We start from the raw sequence: 15707 nt of genomic DNA on the forward strand, positions 1-15707 counted from the left end.
AGGCGGGGAGAAAATCGTCTGTCGCCGGGTGCTGTGGTTCAAGTGGTATGGACCACAGCACCGACACATTTTCTTACGGTGATCCTACAAAGCCCTTACGTGGGAATGACTGTTCGTCTCGTCACGCCGACGACCCGGCAGCGCACCGCGGCACGCCGATGACTGTGACCGCGTCAGGCCGTCGCCTCGGCGGCCACCAGTTCGGCGATCTGCGCGGTGTTGAGCGCGGCGCCCTTGCGGAGGTTGTCGCCGCAGACGAACAGTTCGAGCGCGGTCGGGTCGTCCAGGGCCCGCCGGACCCGCCCGACCCAGGTCGGATCGGTGCCGACCACGTCGGCCGGGGTGGGGAACTCGCCGGCGGCCGGATCGTCGCACAGCACCACGCCGGGCGCGGTGGCGAGGATCTCGCGGGCGCCGTCGACGCTGACCTCGCCCTGGAAGCGGGCGTGCACGGTCAGGGAGTGCGTGGTGACCACCGGCACCCGGACGCAGGTCACGGCGACCGGCAGCTTCGGCAGCCCGAGGATCTTGCGGGACTCGTCCCGGACCTTCATCTCCTCCGAGGACCAGCCGTCCTCCCTGAGCGACCCGGCCCACGGCACGACGTTCAGCGCGACCGGCTCCGGGAACGGCCCGGTGTTGTCCCCCACGGCCCGCCGTACGTCACCGGGGCTGGTCCCCAGCTCCGTGCCGGCCACCAGGGACAGCTGGGCCCGCAACGCGTCCACGCCGGCCCGCCCGGCCCCGCTGACCGCCTGGTACGACGACACCACCAGCTCGCGCAGCCCGAACTCGGCGTGCAGCGCGCCCAGGGCGACGATCATGGTCAGGGTCGTGCAGTTGGGGTTGGCGATGATTCCGCGCGGGCGGACCCGGGCGGTGTGCGCGTTGACCTCGGGCACCACCAGGGGCACGTCCGGGTCCATCCGGAACGCCCCGGAGTTGTCGACGACGACCGCGCCGCGCGCGACGGCGACCGGCGCCCACTGGGCGGCGACCTCGTCGGGCACGTCGAACATCGCGACGTCGACCCCGTCGAACGCCTCTTCGCTCAGAGCCACGACCTCGACCTCCTCGCCGCGCACGGCCAGCTTGCGGCCGGCCGAGCGCGGGGAGGCGATCAGACGGATCTCGCCCCAGATGTCCGCCCGCTGGGACAGGATCCGGAGCATGACCGCGCCGACGGCTCCGGTCGCTCCCACGACCGCGAGCGTCGGGCGTGGCTTCATCGGCCGGTGCCTCCGTAGACGACGGCCTCGTCCGTGTCGGAGTCGAGCCCGAAGGCGGAGTGCACGGCGCGCACGGCCTCCGGCACGTCGTCCTTGCGGGTGACCACCGAGATGCGGATCTCGGAGGTCGAGATCAGCTCGATGTTCACGCCCGCGTCGGACAGCGCCGTGAAGAAGTCGGCCGTGACACCCGGGTTGGTCTTCATACCGGCGCCGACCAGGGAGATCTTGCCGATCTGGTCGTCGTAGCGCAGCGAGTCGAAGCCGATGCCGGGGCGGTTCTTCTCCAGCGCGTCGATCGCCTTGCGGCCCTCGGTCTTCGGCAGCGTGAAGGAGATGTCGGTCAGCCCGGTGGAGGCGGCGGACACGTTCTGCACGACCATGTCGATGTTGATCTGCGCGTCGGCGATGGTCCGGAAGATGGACGCGGCCTCGCCCGGCTTGTCGGGGACACCGACGACCGTGATCTTGGCCTCGGAGGTGTCGTGCGCGACACCGGAGATGATGGCCTGCTCCACCTTCTTGTCCCCTTGCTCGATCGGCTCACTGCTGACCCACGTGCCCTGCAGTCCGCTGAAGGACGACCGGACGTGGATCGGGATGTTGTAGCGGCGGGCGTACTCCACACAGCGGTGGAGCAGCACCTTGGAACCGGACGCGGCCAGCTCCAGCATGTCCTCGAAGGAGATCCAGTCGATCTTCTTCGCCTTCTTCACCACGCGCGGGTCGGCGGTGAACACGCCGTCCACGTCGGTGTAGATCTCGCAGACCTCGGCGTCGAGCGCGGCGGCCAGCGCCACGGCCGTGGTGTCGGAACCGCCACGGCCCAGCGTGGTGATGTCCTTCTTGTCGGCGCTGACGCCCTGGAAACCGGCGACGATCGCGATGTTGCCCTCGTCCAGCGCGGTCCGGATCCGGCCCGGCGTGACGTCGATGATCCGGGCTTTGTTGTGGACCGAGTCGGTGATCACGCCTGCCTGGCTGCCGGTGAACGACTGGGCCTCGTGACCCAGGTTTTTGATCGCCATCGCCAGGAGGGCCATGGAGATCCGCTCTCCGGCGGTCAGCAGCATGTCGAACTCACGTCCGGCAGGCATCGGGGATACCTGCTCGGCGAGATCGATCAGCTCGTCCGTCGTGTCGCCCATCGCGGAGACCACGACAACCACCTGGTTGCCGTTCTTCTTGGCTTCCACGATCCGCTTGGCGACGCGCTTGATGCCCTCGGCATCGGCTACGGAGGAGCCTCCGTACTTCTGCACGACAAGGCCCACGTGCGCTCCTCGCTCGGTTCGTTTGTGTCGGCTCAGTCTATCGAGCGCCCGAATTTCACCGTCCTGCTCCCGCATGGTGAGACATCGGCACGCCCGCTTCCGGCACATGCCCAGCGCGGCCCGGAGCACTCACAAAGTGCGCCGGGTCACAGCGCGGAGGCGGTGCATGAGCAGCGGGGCGGGCGGGATGAGTACGCGTACGGTGCCGGGCGCCCAGGGCGGCGGGGTGGAGTGGGGGCATGCATACGACACCGTCTCCGCCGCCCGCCGTCACCCGCCCGTGGTGGGTGGTACCGGCCGTGTGGACGCCGGTCGCCCTCCTGCTCGCCGGGGCGGCGCAGCTGACGACACCTCTTCCCGCACCCCTCAGCTGGGGCGTGTGCATGCCGCTGGGCATGGTGGCCGCGTCCTGGATCCCCGGCCTGCGGCACAGCCGGCGCATGTGGCTCGCGATCAGCGGCAGCACGCTCGCCTTCTTCTACGGCAAGGTGCTGATGGCCGTCGTGTTCGTCATCGGCATCGCCGTATGGCTCAAGGTCGGCGACTGAGGCCCGCGCGCCCTACTTCGACTGGGACTTCGCCGGGCGCATGCCGAGGGGGCCGCCGATCTCCTCCGCCATGACTCGGCCGGCCTCGAACTCCAGGGTCTCGTCGCCCATGGCCTGGTCGGTGTCGAGGCCGTCCAGCTCCTCCAGGGGCTGGTTGAGGCGGACGTGGGCCACCAGCGACTGCAGGGCGCGCAGGGTGGCGGACGCCGTACCGCCCCAGTTGGAGAAGTACGAGAACTGCCACCACCACAGGGCCTCGGTGGTGCGGCCCGCGCGGTAGTGGGCCATGCCGTGACGCAGGTCGGTGATGACGTCCGCGAGGTCGTCCGAGATACGGGCCGGGACCGGGGCCGTACGGGGCTCGTACGGGTCGAACACCTCGGAGTAGACGTCGATCGGCTCCAGCAGCCGGGCGAGGTTCTCGCGCAGGGTGTCGGCGTCGCCCTCCGGGCCCAGGTCGGGCTCGTAGCGCTCGTCGGGGACGATGTCCTCGTGGGCGCCCAGCCGGCCGCCGGCCAGCAGCAGCTGGGAGACCTCCAGCAGCAGGAAGGGCACGGCGGAGTCGGGCTCGTCGCCCTTCGCCACCTCGGTGACCGCCACCAGGAAACTCTCGATCTGGTCCGCGATCTGGACCGCGAAGTCGTCCGGGTTCTGCGCTGTGGCGTGCAGCGTGGCGTCAGACATCTAGGAGTCGTCTCCCCTCGAAGGCACGTCCGAGGGTGACCTCGTCCGCGTATTCCAGGTCGCCACCCACCGGGAGGCCGCTGGCCAGGCGGGTGACCTTCAGGCCCATGGGTTTGATCATGCGGGCGAGGTACGTCGCCGTGGCCTCGCCCTCCAGGTTCGGGTCGGTGGCCAGGATCAGCTCCGTGACCGTCCCGTCGGCCAACCGCGTGAGAAGTTCCCGTATACGCAGGTCGTCGGGTCCCACACCCTCGATCGGGCTGATCGCGCCGCCGAGGACGTGGTACTTGCCACGGAACTCCCGGGTGCGCTCGATCGCGACGACGTCCTTCGGTTCCTCCACGACGCAGATGACCGCGGGGTCGCGACGCGGGTCACGGCAGATGTTGCACAGCTCCTCCTGCGCCACGTTGCCGCAGGTCGCGCAGAAGCGGACCTTCGCCTTCACTTCCAGGAGCGCGTGCGCGAGCCGCTTGACGTCCGTCGGCTCGGCCTGGAGGACGTGGAAGGCGATCCGCTGCGCGCTCTTGGGACCGACGCCGGGCAACCGCCCCAACTCGTCGATGAGGTCCTGGACCACGCCTTCGTACACCGGACCGCCCTTCCTTCAGCTGTCGGTACGTACCGTAGTTGGCCCGGCGTCAGAACGGCAGACCGGGAATGCCGCTGCCGCCGCCGAGTCCCTGCGCGAGCGGGCCGAGCTTCTGCTGCTGGAGCGTCTGCGCGTTCTCGTTCGCCGCGTGCACGGCGGCCACGATCAGGTCGGCGAGGGTCTCGGTGTCCTCCGGGTCCACCGCCTTCGGGTCGATCTTCAACGCGCGCAGTTCGCCGGAGCCGGTCACGGTGGCCTTCACCAGACCACCGCCCGCCTGCCCGTCGACCTCCGTGTTCGCCAGTTCCTCCTGGGCGCGGGCCAGATCCTGCTGCATCTTCTGGGCCTGCTGGAGCAACTGCTGCATGTTGGGCTGGCCACCACCGGGGATCACGATCAGCTCCTCTTCGTCCTTCTCCTTGTGCACGAGCCTACGTGGTCCACGCGGCCATCGCTCCGCCACTCTTTCGAGTGAGAGAGGGGGCAGTCCTATACCTGATCAAGGCCCACTTCCGGGCGGAAAAGCCGGGAAAGCAGCCTCTCAGCCACCCATTGGGCAGTAGGAAGGGTGCCGCGTGTCGGCAGGGATGGTGCAGGGATTGTCACGCGATGTGACCGGTCGTTCGGAGGGAGTGCCGGGTGGGTCAGCCGGAGATGCAGCCCGAGGGTCCGCCGCAGGACGGGCCGGGTGAGGGGGCGGCCGGGCTGCGGCCGGGCGATCTGACCGGGCGGTGCCTGCCGCTCGGCGACTGGGGCGAGCCGGCGCGACGGCTCGACGAGATGTACCGGTGGGTGGAGCGCGGGGCGTTGCAGACCTCCGCGTGGTACCTCGCGGACCGGGTGTGGAAGCGGCGGGGCGCGCGGGTGCTGCGGGGCGGGGCGGCGGCGGGGGCGGTGTGCGGGGCGGCGCTGCCGCTGCTGGATCTGACCGGGGTGGTGGGTGGGGTGGCCCCCTGGGGGTACCTGGCGCTGCTGCTCGCGGTGGCCTGTGTGGGGGTGGACCGGTTCTTCGGGGTGACGTCCGGGTGGATAAGGGACCTGGCCACGGCGCAGGCGGTGCAGCGGCGGTTGCAGGTGCTGCAGTTCGACTGGGCGTCGGAGAGTGTGCGGGAGGTGCTGGGGCCCGCGGAGGGGACGGCTGGTGAGGCGGCGGAGCGGTGTCTGGGGGTGCTGCGGCGGTTCTCGGAGGATGTGAGCGAGTTGGTGCGGACGGAGACGGCCGACTGGATGGTGGAGTTCCGGACCGGGTCGGCGCCGCTCGGCATCCAGGCGTCGATGTCCCCGGGCGCCCGCCCGGACCCCGGGTCCGCCCCCGGCCGCTACCCCCTCCCCCCCGCCAACGGCACCCGCCCCAACATGCCCCGCCAACGCCCCCCGGAACCGAGGTAGAACCAGGCCCCGCCGGCCGGGGCGGGTGGGTCCACTCACCGGCGTTCGCCGGGTGCCGCTGCGCCCACCCGTGCCGCCCCTGGCGGCACGCATGCCCGCAGCTGGGTGGGGACGGACGTGCCCCGTCAGGGGCGCGGGGAACTGCGCGACCAGCCACGACGCGCCCGCAGGCGAACGACGGCCCGGCGGGGCAGCGCCCTGAAGCGGCGCGGGGAACTGCGCGACCAGCCACGACGCACCCGCAGGCGAACGACGGCCCGGCGGGGCAGCGCCCTGAAGCGGCGCGGGGAACTGCGCGGCCGGCCACCGACGGAGCCGCACTCACAGACGAGCCGGCGGCAGCCTCACCGCTTCGTGTACGTCAGGCTCTCGCCGCCCCCCACCTTCGCTCGCCGCAGCGTCCCGTCCGGCTGCAAGGTGACCTCCGTGGCCTCCCCGGGGGAGCACGAGGAGAGGGGCTCGCCGGAGGTGACCGTGGAGGGGCCGATCTCCAACGGCCCCGACCCACCGGGCTGTTGGGCCAGCGGGGCGGAGAAGACGCAGTGGTACGTCCCCCCGCCCGCGGTGGGCCCGTCGGCCACCAGCGTCAGCACCGTGTCACCCACCTCCCCCTGCTGAATGGTCAGCGCACGCGGATTCGACCCGTTGGCGTTCTCGATCGACGCCTGCCACGTCCCGAGATACGCGTCCGGAACCGCCGAAGCCGAGGCCGAGTCCGACGCCGATGCCGATGCCGAGGAAGACGTCGTCGGCGACGTACTCGCCGTGGCCGTCGGACCCGGTCCCCCCTTGCCCCCGCCCGTGCCGCCCGCCGTGTCGTGCCCGCCCCGGTTCATCAGCGCGTAGACCGCCCCGCCCGCGCCCAGCGCCACGACCACCGCGATCACCGCGAGCAGCGCCGTGGACCGTCTGCTCCGCCGCTCGGGCTCCTGCCCGAACCCTGCCGTCACCGGTCCGGGCGGATACGGCGCGGTGGCCCCGAGCCCGCCGCCGTAGGAGGCGTAGGGCGCGGGCGCCTGCGGCGGGTAGCCGTACATGCCGCCGGCCGGGGCGTACCCCGGAGGCGGCGGAGTCTGTCCGGACACCATGGTCGGCAGATGGTTCAGCTCGGCCGGGGCCCCTTGCATCGGCGGGGTCGAGGGCGCCCCGCCCGCGACCGGCGCCCCGGAAGGCGGCCCACTCGGCACCGGCGGCACGGCCGACCCCGCATCCGTCCCCGAAGGCCCCGCAGATCCGACAGCCCCCGCCCCCGCGGCCCCCTCCCCCGCTGGGTCCTCCACCTCCAGCAGGCCCACCGCGTGTCGCCCCAGCTGGGCTACCAGCGCGCTCGGGAGCCACGGGTCGCGGGAGCGGCCGCCGGTCACCGTGTCCTCGGCGCCCGTGCGCCGCAGGATCTGGTCCAGGGTCGGCCGGGCGGCCGGGTCCTTGCGCAGGCACGCGCGGACCAGGTCGGCGATCCCCTCGGGCACCGCCTCCAGGTCGGGCTCGTGCTCGGCGATGCGGAACATCAGCGCGTGCACGCCGCTGTCCGCGGTGCCGAAGGGCAGCGTGCCGGTGGCGGCGTAGGCGAGGACGGAGCCGAGGCAGAAGACGTCGCAGGCCGGGGTGACGCGGTCGCCCCGCACCTGCTCGGGCGCCATGAACCCGGGCGAGCCGACGAGCGCGCCGGTCCGGGTCAGGCCGGCGTCCGTGACGGTCTCCAGGGCCCGCGCGATGCCGAAGTCGATGACGCGCGGGCCGTCGATGGTGACCAGCACGTTGGACGGCTTCAGGTCGCGGTGGATCAGCCCGGCCGCGTGGATGTCCTTCAGCGCGTTCGCCAGTCCGGCGCCCAGGATCCGTACCGACCGCTCGGGCAGCGCCCCGTGGTCGTGGCCGACGACCTGCTGCAGGCTGGGCCCGGCGACGTACCCGGTGGCGACCCACGGCACGGCGGCCTCGGTGTCCGCGTCCAGCACGGGCGCGGTCCAGTGACCGCCGACCTGCCGCGCGGCCCGCACCTCCTGCCGGAACCGCGCCCGGAACTCCTCCTGCGCGGCCAGCTCCTCGCGGACCAGTTTCACGGCGACGGTACGGCCCCGGTCCGAGCGGGCGAGGTACACGTTCCCCATGCCGCCCGCGCCCAGCCGCGCCAGCAGCCGGTACGCCCCGATCCCCTGCGGATCGCCCGGCCCGAGCTTCTCCATGGCCGCCCCGCCTTCCCCCCACATGTGTGCAACGGACCGAGAATAGTGCGGGCCCCCGGGGAGTCGTACGGCCCGCCGTCTACGGTTCCGTAACAGGGCTCCGCGACAGGCGGACCCGCCCCGCCCCCGCCCCTTCGGCACCCGGAGCGGGCGTACCGCGGGAGGCGCCCACCCGACAACCTGTCGTAAAAAGCCTCCGCCCACAGAACAAGACGCCGATACCGCTTCCGCATGGCGGACATTTACGCTCGCCGACATGACCCCTCAGCCCCACCCCGAAGCCGGCGCCGTAGTGAAGGCCACGGACCGTGCGCACGTGTTCCACTCCTGGTCCGCCCAGGAGCTCATCGACCCGCTCGCCGTCGCCGGCGCCGAGGGGTCGTACTTCTGGGACTACGACGGCAAGCGGTACCTGGACTTCGCCAGCGGGCTCGTCTACACGAACATCGGCTACCAGCACCCCAAGGTGGTCGCCGCGATCCAGGAGCAGGCCGCGCGGATGACGACGTTCGCGCCCGCGTTCGCCATCGAGGCGCGTTCGGAGGCGGCCCGGCTGATCGCCGAGCGGACCCCCGGCGACCTGGACAAGATCTTCTTCACCAACGGTGGCGCCGACGCCGTCGAGCACGCGGTGCGCATGGCCCGGCTGCACACGGGCCGCCCGAAGGTGCTCTCGGCGTACCGCTCCTACCACGGCGGCACGCAGCAGGCCGTGAACATCACCGGCGACCCGCGCCGCTGGGCCTCCGACAGCGGCACGGCCGGCGCCGTGCACTTCTGGGCGCCCTACCTGTACCGCTCCCGCTTCTACGCCGAGACCGAGGAGCAGGAGTGCGCGCGGGCGCTGGAGCACCTGGAGACGACCATCACCTTCGAGGGTCCGGGGACGATCGCCGCGATCATCCTGGAGACCGTCCCCGGCACGGCCGGGATCATGATGCCGCCGCCCGGCTACCTCGCCGGGGTGCGGGAGCTGTGCGACCGGCACGGCATCGTGTTCGTCCTCGACGAGGTCATGGCCGGGTTCGGGCGGACCGGCGAGTGGTTCGCGGCCGGCCTGTACGACGTCGTCCCGGACCTGATGACCTTCGCCAAGGGAGTGAACTCCGGGTACGTCCCGCTCGGCGGTGTCGCCATCTCGGAGAAGATCGCCGACACCTTCGGCAAGCGCCCCTACCCGGGCGGCCTGACCTACTCCGGGCACCCGCTGGCCTGCGCCGCCGCCGTCGCCACGATCAACGTGATGGCGGAGGAGGGCGTCGTGGAGAACGCCCGGCGGCTCGGCGAGAGCGTGGTCGGGCCCGCCCTGCGCGAGCTGGCCGAGCGGCACCCCAGCGTCGGCGAGGTGCGCGGCACCGGCATGTTCTGGGCGCTGGAGCTGGTCAAGGACCGCGAGACCCGCGAGCCGCTCGTGCCGTACAACGCGACCGGCGCGGCGAACGCGCCCATGGCCGCCTTCGCCGCCACGGCCAAGCAGCACGGTCTGTGGCCCTTCGTGAACATGAACCGCACCCACGTGGTGCCCCCGTGCAACGTGACCGAGCTCGAACTGAAGGAGGGCTTCGCGGCCCTCGACGCGGCCCTGACGGTCGCCGACGGTCACACCACCGGTGCATAGGGCTCCGGAAGCCCGCTTCCGGTAGCGCCGGGGGACCAGGTCACGGCTGCCGGCCGGGGGAGCCGAACGCGTAAGGTGGCGTGCTCGTACGTGTAGGCGAGTACGTGCGAGCATGTCACCCGAACGCGTGAGGAGAGGCCCGGACGATGCCCGGCAACGTCGCCGTGACACGCAGCACCCTGCGCCAGCAGATCGCGGACGCCCTGCGCGACGAGGTGCTGGCCGGACGGTTGCAGCCGGGCCGCGCCTTCACCGTCAAGGAGATCGCCGACCAGTACGGCGTGTCCGCGACCCCGGTCCGCGAGGCGCTCGTCGACCTGTCCGCACAGGGCATCCTGGAGGCCGACCAGCACCGCGGCTTCCGGGTCCCGGAGTACTCCCTCGCCGACTACCGGCACATGATCGACGCCCGGGCCCTCGTCACCAACGGCATGTTCAGCGCCCTCGGCGACGGCCACCCGGCCTTCCGCGTCCCCGAGGACCCCCGTACCGCCGCCGCCCTGGCCGCCGTGCGCCGGCGCGGCGAGGAGGCGCAGCGGGCCGCCGCCTCCGGCGACCTGACCGTGCTGATCGGCTACGACCTGAGGTTCTGGCGCGAGCTGAGCAACCTGTTCGGCAACCCCTACCTCGCCGACTTCCTGCACCGGCTGCGCGTGCAGTCCTGGGTGTGCGCGGTGCAGCACCTGCGCCGGCTGCCCGACATACGCGGCCGGCTGTGGGCCGGGCACACCGACCTCGTCGACGCGCTCGGCCGCCGGGAGGCTGAGGCCGCCCGCGCGATCGTCGCCGCCGCCAACGCCCACGCCCTCGACCTCATCGAGCGGCTGGCCGCCGGATGAGCGACCGTACCGGCATGGACACCGGCACCGTCGACCTGTCCGTCGTCGTCCCCGCCTACAACGAGGAGACCCGCCTCGGCCCCACCCTCGACGCCATCACCGGCTACCTCACCGAGACCGCGGGCCGCTGGGGCTCCTGGGAGGTGATCGTCGCCGACGACGGCTCGACCGACGGCACCCGCGAGGTGCCCGAGCTGCACCGGCCCGGCGTCCGGCTCGTCACCGGTGACCGCAACCGGGGCAAGGGGCACGCGCTGCGCCTGGGCGTCGCCGAGTCCCGCGGGCGGCGCGTGCTGGTCACCGACGCCGACCTGGCCGCGCCGATCGAGGAACTGGAGCGGCTCGACAAGGCGCTCAGCGAGGGCAACGCGGCCGCGATAGGCTCCCGGTCGGTGCCGGGCGCCGACATAGCGAACCGGCAGCACCGGGTCCGTGAGCTGATGGGCCGGGCCGGGAACGTGCTGATCCGGGCGGTGGCCGTGCCCGGGATACGGGACACGCAGTGCGGGTTCAAGCTGTTCGAGGGCGACCGGGCCCGGGAGGCGTTCGGCGCCGCCCGGCTGGACGGCTGGGGCATCGACGTGGAGGTGCTGCACCACTTCCACCGGGCGGGGCTGCCGGTCGCCGAGGTCCCGGTCCGCTGGGGCCACCAGCCCGGCTCCAAGGTCGGCCCGCTCGACTACCCGCGCGTCCTCACCGACCTCGCCCGCATCCGCGCCCGCACCCTGAGCCGGGCGCACCTCCTCGCCGCCGTCCTGTTCCTGCTGATGTCGGTGACCCTGTACTCGGGCCGCTTCTTCGACCCGGCGCACCGCTACCTGACCGACTCCATGCAGGACCAGAACCAGTGGGAGTGGTTCTTCGCGGTCACCGCCCACAACGTGGCTCACCTGCACAACCCGTTCTTCACCGACCTCCAGGGCTTCCCCGACGGGGTCAACCTGATGGCCAACACGGTGATGCTCGGCCTGTCCGTGCCGTTCACGCCCGTCACGCTGCTGTTCGGCCCGGCCGTCGCCCTCAGCCTCTGCATGACGCTGGGCCTGGCCGCGACCGCGTTCGCCTGGTACCGGCTGATAGCGAAACGGGTCGTACGGCACCGGGCCGCGGCCTTCGTCGGAGCGTCGCTGGCCGCGTTCGCGCCGCCGATGGTCAGCCACGCCAACGCGCACCCCAACTTCGTCGTCCTCTTCATGATCCCGCTGATCATCGAGCGCACCCTGCGCCTGACCACGGGCGCCCGCGTGGTCCGGGACGGGACCGTGCTCGGGCTGATGACGGCCTACCAGATCCTCCTCGGCGAGGAACCGCTGCTCCTCGCGGCCCTCGGCATGCTGCTGTTCGCCGCCGCCTACGGTGCCGTACGCCCGGACGCGGCCCGAGCCGCCTGGCGGCCCCTCCTCCAGGGCCTGCTGATCGCCGGCGCGGTCTGCCTCCCGCTCGTCGCCTACCCGCTGTACTGGCAGTTCGCCGGACCGCAGAGCTACGCCGGCATCGCGCACGGCGACAACGCCGGCAACAGCCCGCTGTCGATGCTCGCCTTCGCCGAACGCTCCCTGATCGCGGGCGACGCCGACACGGCGAACGCGCTCTCCCTCAACCCCACCGAGCAGAACGCGTTCTACGGCTGGCCGCTGATCGCCGCCGCGTTCGCGATCACCGTACGGCTCTGGGACCGCGCGCTCGTCAAGGCGCTCGCCTTCACCGCCGTGGCCGCCGCCGTGCTCTCCTTCGGCCAGAAGATCCGCATCCCGCTCACCGACACGGTCATTCCCGGCCCGTGGGCGCTGGTCGCCCACAAGCCGCTCTTCGAGTCGGTGATCGAGGGCCGGGTCGCGATGATCTGCGCCCCCGCACTCGGCATGCTCCTCGCCCTCGCCCTGGACCGCGTGGCCGTCTCCCGCGACCGCGCCACCCAGTACCTGGGCCTGCTCGGCGTCACCCTCGCCCTGCTCCCCCTGATCCCGGCCCCGCTGAAGTCCACCGACCGGGCGCCGGTCCCAGAGTTCATCACCGCCGGGATGTGGAAGTCGTACGTCCGCCCCGGCGAGTCCCTCGTCCCCGTGCCGCTGCCCGACCCGGGCGCCTCCGAGGGCCTGCACTGGCAGACGGCCGCCCACCTCGGCTTCAAAATCCCGGGCGGCTACTACAACGGCCCCTGGGGACCGGACCACATCGGCATCTACGGCGCCGCCCCGCGCATCACCTCCAACATGCTGCGCGACGTCCGCTACACGGGCGTGGTCCCGGCCCTCGGCAAGGACTGGCAGACCCAGGCCGAGCAGGACTTCGCCTACTGGAGGGCGGGCTGCCTGGTGCTGGCCCCGCAGCCCAACGACGGCGCCCTGCGCACGGTCCTGAAGAAGCTGACCGGGCGAGAGGGCACGTGGACCGGCGGGGTATGGGTATGGGACCTGCACAAAGGGACCTGAGTCCGCCGCGCACCGACTACTCTTCCTGACCACTACCGGCGCCGTCCCGAGACCGGGGACGGTGGCCGAGTCCCGATCCGAGGAGCCCTCTTTGGCCTGTGACCTGTGGCTGGTACCGCTCGTCGACGTGTTGTGCCACACCCCGGACAACCCGTTCGCCGAGGAACTCGCGCACTACAACAAGGCACTCGCCGAGGCCGGGCTCCCGCCGGTGCCGGTGTACCAGTACATGCCGGGCCTGTCCGGCGAGGTCGCCCCAGTGGCCGGCTTCGACTACGACGCGCTGCACTTCCTGCGCCGCGCCTACCTGCTGAAGGTGTGCGAACTCCCGGTCACGCCGGTCGACGAACTCGGCGGTGACTACGAGCAGTTGCTGGAGATGTTCGAGTCGACGGCCCAGCAGTCCCACCTGGTCTGGCACTACGACCACGCGGGCGCCTACGTCCCGGTGGACTTCCCCAGCCCGCTCTCCAACGACGAACTCCTCGCCGGCGGCGGCCCGCTGGGCTCCGCGCACGCCCTGCTGCGCGAGCTGGAGTACGTCGCGCCGACGATCGGGATCGATCCGGCCAACCCGCCGACGGCACCGGAACCGCCCTCGGCCCCCACGGAGTTGGAGGAGCCGGCGGTCCCGGCGCCGTACGATCCCAGCCCGTTCGCCCGCGAGCGGCACGTCTGGCTGGGCCTGCACGCGGCGGCGACCCGGAGCCTGGCGCAGGGGTCGATGATCGTCTTCAGCTGAGGTGGGCCCGCCGCTCAGCGGAGCTGGGACAGGCCCGTCTGGAGGTCCTCGCGGTTCATGATCGGGCAGACCTCGACCTCGGCGTTCAGCTGCATGAAGAACGGTTCGCCGATCGGCGGCAACTGGGAGCTGTCCTGCATGTCCAGCACGAGGAGCGCGGTCCGCTTGCCGCCGAGGGTCCCGAAGTAGGCCGCCTCCGGCTTGAGCTGGTCCAGCGTCTCCTTCATCAACTCCGGCAGCTTGCCGCTCCGGATCGCCTCGTTGCCCTTCTCGGTGTCCAACGTCGCCTTGAGCAGTACGCGCATGGCACATCACCTTCTCGGTCGCCGCCAGAATATGCCCGAAATGTCTATTGAGACGATGCAAAGGTCGGGAAGATCACGGTGGCTGTGATTTCTCCCACCTGTCCTTGCCTCGGCCGGAACGCGTACCTACGTTCGGTCGTATGGCCCCCAGCGACCCCACCTTCGACTTCTCCGTCGACCTGAGCGGACACGAGATGCTCCGGCGCACCCACGTCATGGCCGCGATCGAGCCCGGCTGGGATCCCGTGGCGGCGATGCGGCGCGAGGAGGAGGCGCGGGCGCTGCTGTACTCCGGCCTCGACGAGGAGCAGCAGCGGATCTACGACGAGCTGGTCGCGGCCGGCGTCCTTCCTCCCGGCCCCGGCGATGCTGCCGCTTGACCCGCAGGCCGACATCGGCCGCCGGGCCTGGCTCCCCTGCCCGAACTGCGACGACCGCGCCCACTGCGCCACCTGCCGACGGGACGCCCCCTGCACCGCGCACTGGCGCTACCTCCTGTCGAACACCGGCAGCCTGCTGCACCTCCAGTGCCCGTCGTGCACGCACGTCTGGACCCACGAGTCCCACTTCGGCGCCACCCGCTCGACGGACCGACCGCCTTCCCCGTTCGCGTAGCGGTCCAGCCGTCCGGCCTCACCGGCTCGCGGCCACCTCCGGCACGCCGAGGTCGTCGTACAGCCGGCGGCGCTGGTCGGGGCCGAGGGTGCCGGCGATGTCGGCCAGCAGGCCGTCGGCCCGCCCCGCCGGTGCGGCGCCGAGGGCGCCGCGCATGATCGCCGTCCGGGTCGCGGGCGGTAGCGCGGGCAGCATCCCGCGCAGGTCGCCGAGCGCCTGCTCGGGCGTGCGGGACGCCTTGAACGCGCTGTAGACGGCGGCCAGTTCACTTTCGCTCGCGTACTGCCACAGCGCCGGCATCGCGACTGTCTCCTCGGCGTGGAGGTGTGCGAGATACGCGCTGATCACTTCGTTCAGCGCCAGGTAGAGGGCGTGCTGGGCCTCCGGCAGCGCCTCGGGTGAGGTGCCGGGCAGGGCGCGGGCCCGGTCGTCCAGCGCGACGAAGGCCGCGTCGAGGCGCACGTGCTCGGCGTCCAGTGCGTCGGCCGCCTCGGGCGCGCGCTCGCGCAGGAGCTGGTGGATGAAGGTGTCCTCGTGGTCGGCGTGCTCCCGCAGTTCCCGTGTCATGGCGAGGCAGCGTGCCGACTGCTCGGCGGCGGCGCCGGGCTCCGCCATGTCGGCGGCGCCCAGCTCGACCGCCAGGGCGAACATCCGGGCGCGCTGACCCATGTGAACATCTCGGTAGAGGTTGGTCTTGGGCATGAGCCTGTCCTTGCCTGCTGTGTCACTCGGACCGTGGTTCGGTCCGCTAAGATGACAACATATTGCTCTCCTAGCAACATGTTGTCAAACAGGAAGGTGTGTCATGCCCGACGAGGCAGCACTGCTGATCGCCGACGTGTTCGAGGCCGCGGGGGCCCTGCGCCGCCTGGGAGAGCGGACGGCGAACGCGGAAGGTCTCACCCAGGCGCGATGGCAGGTGCTGAGCGTGGCGTCGGGGAGCCCCCTCACGGTGCCGCAGGCCGCCCGCCGGCTCGGGGTCAGCCGCCAGAACATCCAGCGCGTCGCCAACGACCTGGTGACGCTCGGGCTCGCCGCCTTCACGGCCAACCCGGACCACCGGGGCTCCCCGCTGCTGACGCTGACGCCGACCGGCGAGGAGGCGCTCGCACGCGTCGACGACCGGGCCGAGCGCCTGCACCGGACCCTCTTCGCCGCCCTCCCCGACGAGGAGATCCGCACCACCAGGGCGTCGCTGCGGCGGCTGCTGGGCGAACTCGACCGCGAGGAGGGCGGGGAGGCCACGCGCTAGCG

At 71.9% G+C, this 15707-nt stretch carries 17 protein-coding genes; 9 read left to right on the forward strand and 8 right to left on the reverse strand.

The genetic code is table 11. The annotated features are described in order from the left end of the window. Window positions 1-173 precede the first annotated feature (173 nt). On the reverse strand, window positions 174-1229 hold the full coding sequence (locus tag ABZ854_RS04735) for an aspartate-semialdehyde dehydrogenase (RefSeq protein WP_361204182.1): 1056 nt from the start codon (window positions 1227-1229) through the stop codon (window positions 174-176). After that, window positions 1226-2503: an aspartate kinase gene (locus tag ABZ854_RS04740; RefSeq protein WP_361204185.1), complete on the reverse strand. Its 1278-nt coding sequence runs from the start codon at window positions 2501-2503 to the stop codon at window positions 1226-1228. The genes ABZ854_RS04735 and ABZ854_RS04740 overlap by 4 nt, the downstream gene beginning before the upstream one ends. Window positions 2504-2742: 239 nt before the next feature. Between ABZ854_RS04740 and ABZ854_RS04745 the strand changes: the two genes are divergently transcribed. Further along, window positions 2743-3051: a hypothetical protein gene (locus ABZ854_RS04745; protein WP_361204188.1), complete on the forward strand. Its 309-nt coding sequence runs from the start codon at window positions 2743-2745 to the stop codon at window positions 3049-3051. Between the two features lie 12 nt (window positions 3052-3063). Here the strand turns inward: ABZ854_RS04745 and ABZ854_RS04750 are convergent, their stop codons facing one another. From ABZ854_RS04750 to ABZ854_RS04760, 3 genes are read right to left on the reverse strand one after another with little or no spacing between them, the layout of a single operon-like run. Further along, window positions 3064-3735, reverse strand: coding sequence for a DUF5063 domain-containing protein (locus ABZ854_RS04750; protein WP_361204191.1), 672 nt, complete (start codon window positions 3733-3735; stop codon window positions 3064-3066). Further along, window positions 3728-4327 carry a recombination mediator RecR gene (gene recR, locus ABZ854_RS04755; protein WP_361204194.1) on the reverse strand — a complete coding sequence of 200 codons (600 nt, stop codon included), beginning with the start codon at window positions 4325-4327 and terminating at the stop codon, window positions 3728-3730. The genes ABZ854_RS04750 and recR overlap by 8 nt, the downstream gene beginning before the upstream one ends. Window positions 4328-4376: 49 nt before the next feature. Next, entirely contained in the window at window positions 4377-4721 is a 345-nt protein-coding gene (locus ABZ854_RS04760; protein ID WP_361204364.1) for a YbaB/EbfC family nucleoid-associated protein, read from the reverse strand. A 245-nt stretch (window positions 4722-4966) separates the two neighbouring features. On the opposite strand from ABZ854_RS04760, the gene ABZ854_RS04765 reads away from it, so the two are divergent. Next, on the forward strand, window positions 4967-5716 hold the full coding sequence (locus ABZ854_RS04765; protein WP_361204197.1) for an SLATT domain-containing protein: 750 nt from the start codon (window positions 4967-4969) through the stop codon (window positions 5714-5716). 344 nt (window positions 5717-6060) lie between these two features. Here the strand turns inward: ABZ854_RS04765 and ABZ854_RS04770 are convergent, their stop codons facing one another. Further along, window positions 6061-7902, reverse strand: a complete 1842-nt coding sequence (locus ABZ854_RS04770) for a serine/threonine-protein kinase (RefSeq protein ID WP_361204200.1) — start codon at window positions 7900-7902, stop codon at window positions 6061-6063. Window positions 7903-8158: 256 nt separating this feature from the next. Here ABZ854_RS04770 and ABZ854_RS04775 point away from each other — a divergent pair, with 256 nt between their 5' ends. The 4 genes from ABZ854_RS04775 (at window position 8159) to ABZ854_RS04790 (ending at window position 13533) form a co-directional block, all read left to right on the forward strand. Further along, window positions 8159-9520: an aspartate aminotransferase family protein gene (locus tag ABZ854_RS04775; protein ID WP_361204202.1), complete on the forward strand. Its 1362-nt coding sequence runs from the start codon at window positions 8159-8161 to the stop codon at window positions 9518-9520. Between the two features lie 146 nt (window positions 9521-9666). Beyond that, entirely contained in the window at window positions 9667-10359 is a 693-nt protein-coding gene (locus ABZ854_RS04780; protein ID WP_361204205.1) for a GntR family transcriptional regulator, read from the forward strand. A 14-nt stretch (window positions 10360-10373) separates the two neighbouring features. After that, window positions 10374-12791 carry a dolichyl-phosphate beta-glucosyltransferase gene (locus ABZ854_RS04785; RefSeq protein ID WP_361204208.1) on the forward strand — a complete coding sequence of 806 codons (2418 nt, stop codon included), beginning with the start codon at window positions 10374-10376 and terminating at the stop codon, window positions 12789-12791. Window positions 12792-12882: 91 nt separating this feature from the next. Beyond that, window positions 12883-13533 (forward strand): hypothetical protein, encoded by a 651-nt coding sequence (locus tag ABZ854_RS04790; RefSeq protein WP_361204211.1) that lies wholly within the window; start codon window positions 12883-12885, stop codon window positions 13531-13533. A gap of 14 nt (window positions 13534-13547) precedes the next feature. On the opposite strand, the gene ABZ854_RS04795 is transcribed toward ABZ854_RS04790, so the two are convergent. Continuing rightward, window positions 13548-13838, reverse strand: coding sequence for a hypothetical protein (locus tag ABZ854_RS04795; protein ID WP_361204214.1), 291 nt, complete (start codon window positions 13836-13838; stop codon window positions 13548-13550). Window positions 13839-13978: 140 nt separating this feature from the next. Between ABZ854_RS04795 and ABZ854_RS04800 the strand changes: the two genes are divergently transcribed. Continuing rightward, window positions 13979-14218, forward strand: coding sequence for a DUF6400 family protein (locus ABZ854_RS04800; protein ID WP_361204217.1), 240 nt, complete (start codon window positions 13979-13981; stop codon window positions 14216-14218). Continuing rightward, the gene (locus ABZ854_RS04805; protein ID WP_361204220.1) at window positions 14205-14453 is read left to right on the forward strand and encodes a hypothetical protein; all 249 of its coding nucleotides are present in this window, start codon (window positions 14205-14207) and stop codon (window positions 14451-14453) included. The genes ABZ854_RS04800 and ABZ854_RS04805 overlap by 14 nt, the downstream gene beginning before the upstream one ends. Before the next feature lie 18 nt (window positions 14454-14471). Here ABZ854_RS04805 and ABZ854_RS04810 read toward each other — a convergent pair whose 3' ends face one another. Beyond that, a complete protein-coding gene (locus tag ABZ854_RS04810; protein ID WP_361204223.1) occupies window positions 14472-15155 on the reverse strand; it encodes a hemerythrin domain-containing protein in 684 nt (227 codons plus the stop codon). 103 nt (window positions 15156-15258) lie between these two features. Here ABZ854_RS04810 and ABZ854_RS04815 point away from each other — a divergent pair, with 103 nt between their 5' ends. Beyond that, window positions 15259-15705, forward strand: coding sequence for a MarR family winged helix-turn-helix transcriptional regulator (locus ABZ854_RS04815; protein ID WP_361204226.1), 447 nt, complete (start codon window positions 15259-15261; stop codon window positions 15703-15705). The last annotated feature ends 2 nt before the right edge of the window (window positions 15706-15707 follow it).

The organism is Streptomyces sp. NPDC047028, assembly GCF_040644095.1.
In the GTDB taxonomy this organism is placed as follows: Bacteria; Actinomycetota; Actinomycetes; order Streptomycetales; family Streptomycetaceae; genus Streptomyces.

Coding starts and splice junctions, on each gene's coding strand:
- ABZ854_RS04745 (WP_361204188.1), top strand. CDS start 2,743: ATGCATACGACACCGTCTCCGCCGCCCGCCGTCACCCGCCCGTGGTGG.
- ABZ854_RS04805 (WP_361204220.1), top strand. CDS start 14,205: ATGCTGCCGCTTGACCCGCAGGCCGACATCGGCCGCCGGGCCTGGCTC.
- ABZ854_RS04770 (WP_361204200.1), bottom strand. CDS start 7,902: ATGGAGAAGCTCGGGCCGGGCGATCCGCAGGGGATCGGGGCGTACCGG.
- ABZ854_RS04815 (WP_361204226.1), top strand. CDS start 15,259: ATGCCCGACGAGGCAGCACTGCTGATCGCCGACGTGTTCGAGGCCGCG.
- ABZ854_RS04800 (WP_361204217.1), top strand. CDS start 13,979: ATGGCCCCCAGCGACCCCACCTTCGACTTCTCCGTCGACCTGAGCGGA.
- ABZ854_RS04785 (WP_361204208.1), top strand. CDS start 10,374: ATGGACACCGGCACCGTCGACCTGTCCGTCGTCGTCCCCGCCTACAAC.
- ABZ854_RS04750 (WP_361204191.1), bottom strand. CDS start 3,735: ATGTCTGACGCCACGCTGCACGCCACAGCGCAGAACCCGGACGACTTC.
- ABZ854_RS04795 (WP_361204214.1), bottom strand. CDS start 13,838: ATGCGCGTACTGCTCAAGGCGACGTTGGACACCGAGAAGGGCAACGAG.
- ABZ854_RS04775 (WP_361204202.1), top strand. CDS start 8,159: ATGACCCCTCAGCCCCACCCCGAAGCCGGCGCCGTAGTGAAGGCCACG.
- ABZ854_RS04780 (WP_361204205.1), top strand. CDS start 9,667: ATGCCCGGCAACGTCGCCGTGACACGCAGCACCCTGCGCCAGCAGATC.
- ABZ854_RS04735 (WP_361204182.1), bottom strand. CDS start 1,229: ATGAAGCCACGCCCGACGCTCGCGGTCGTGGGAGCGACCGGAGCCGTC.
- ABZ854_RS04810 (WP_361204223.1), bottom strand. CDS start 15,155: ATGCCCAAGACCAACCTCTACCGAGATGTTCACATGGGTCAGCGCGCC.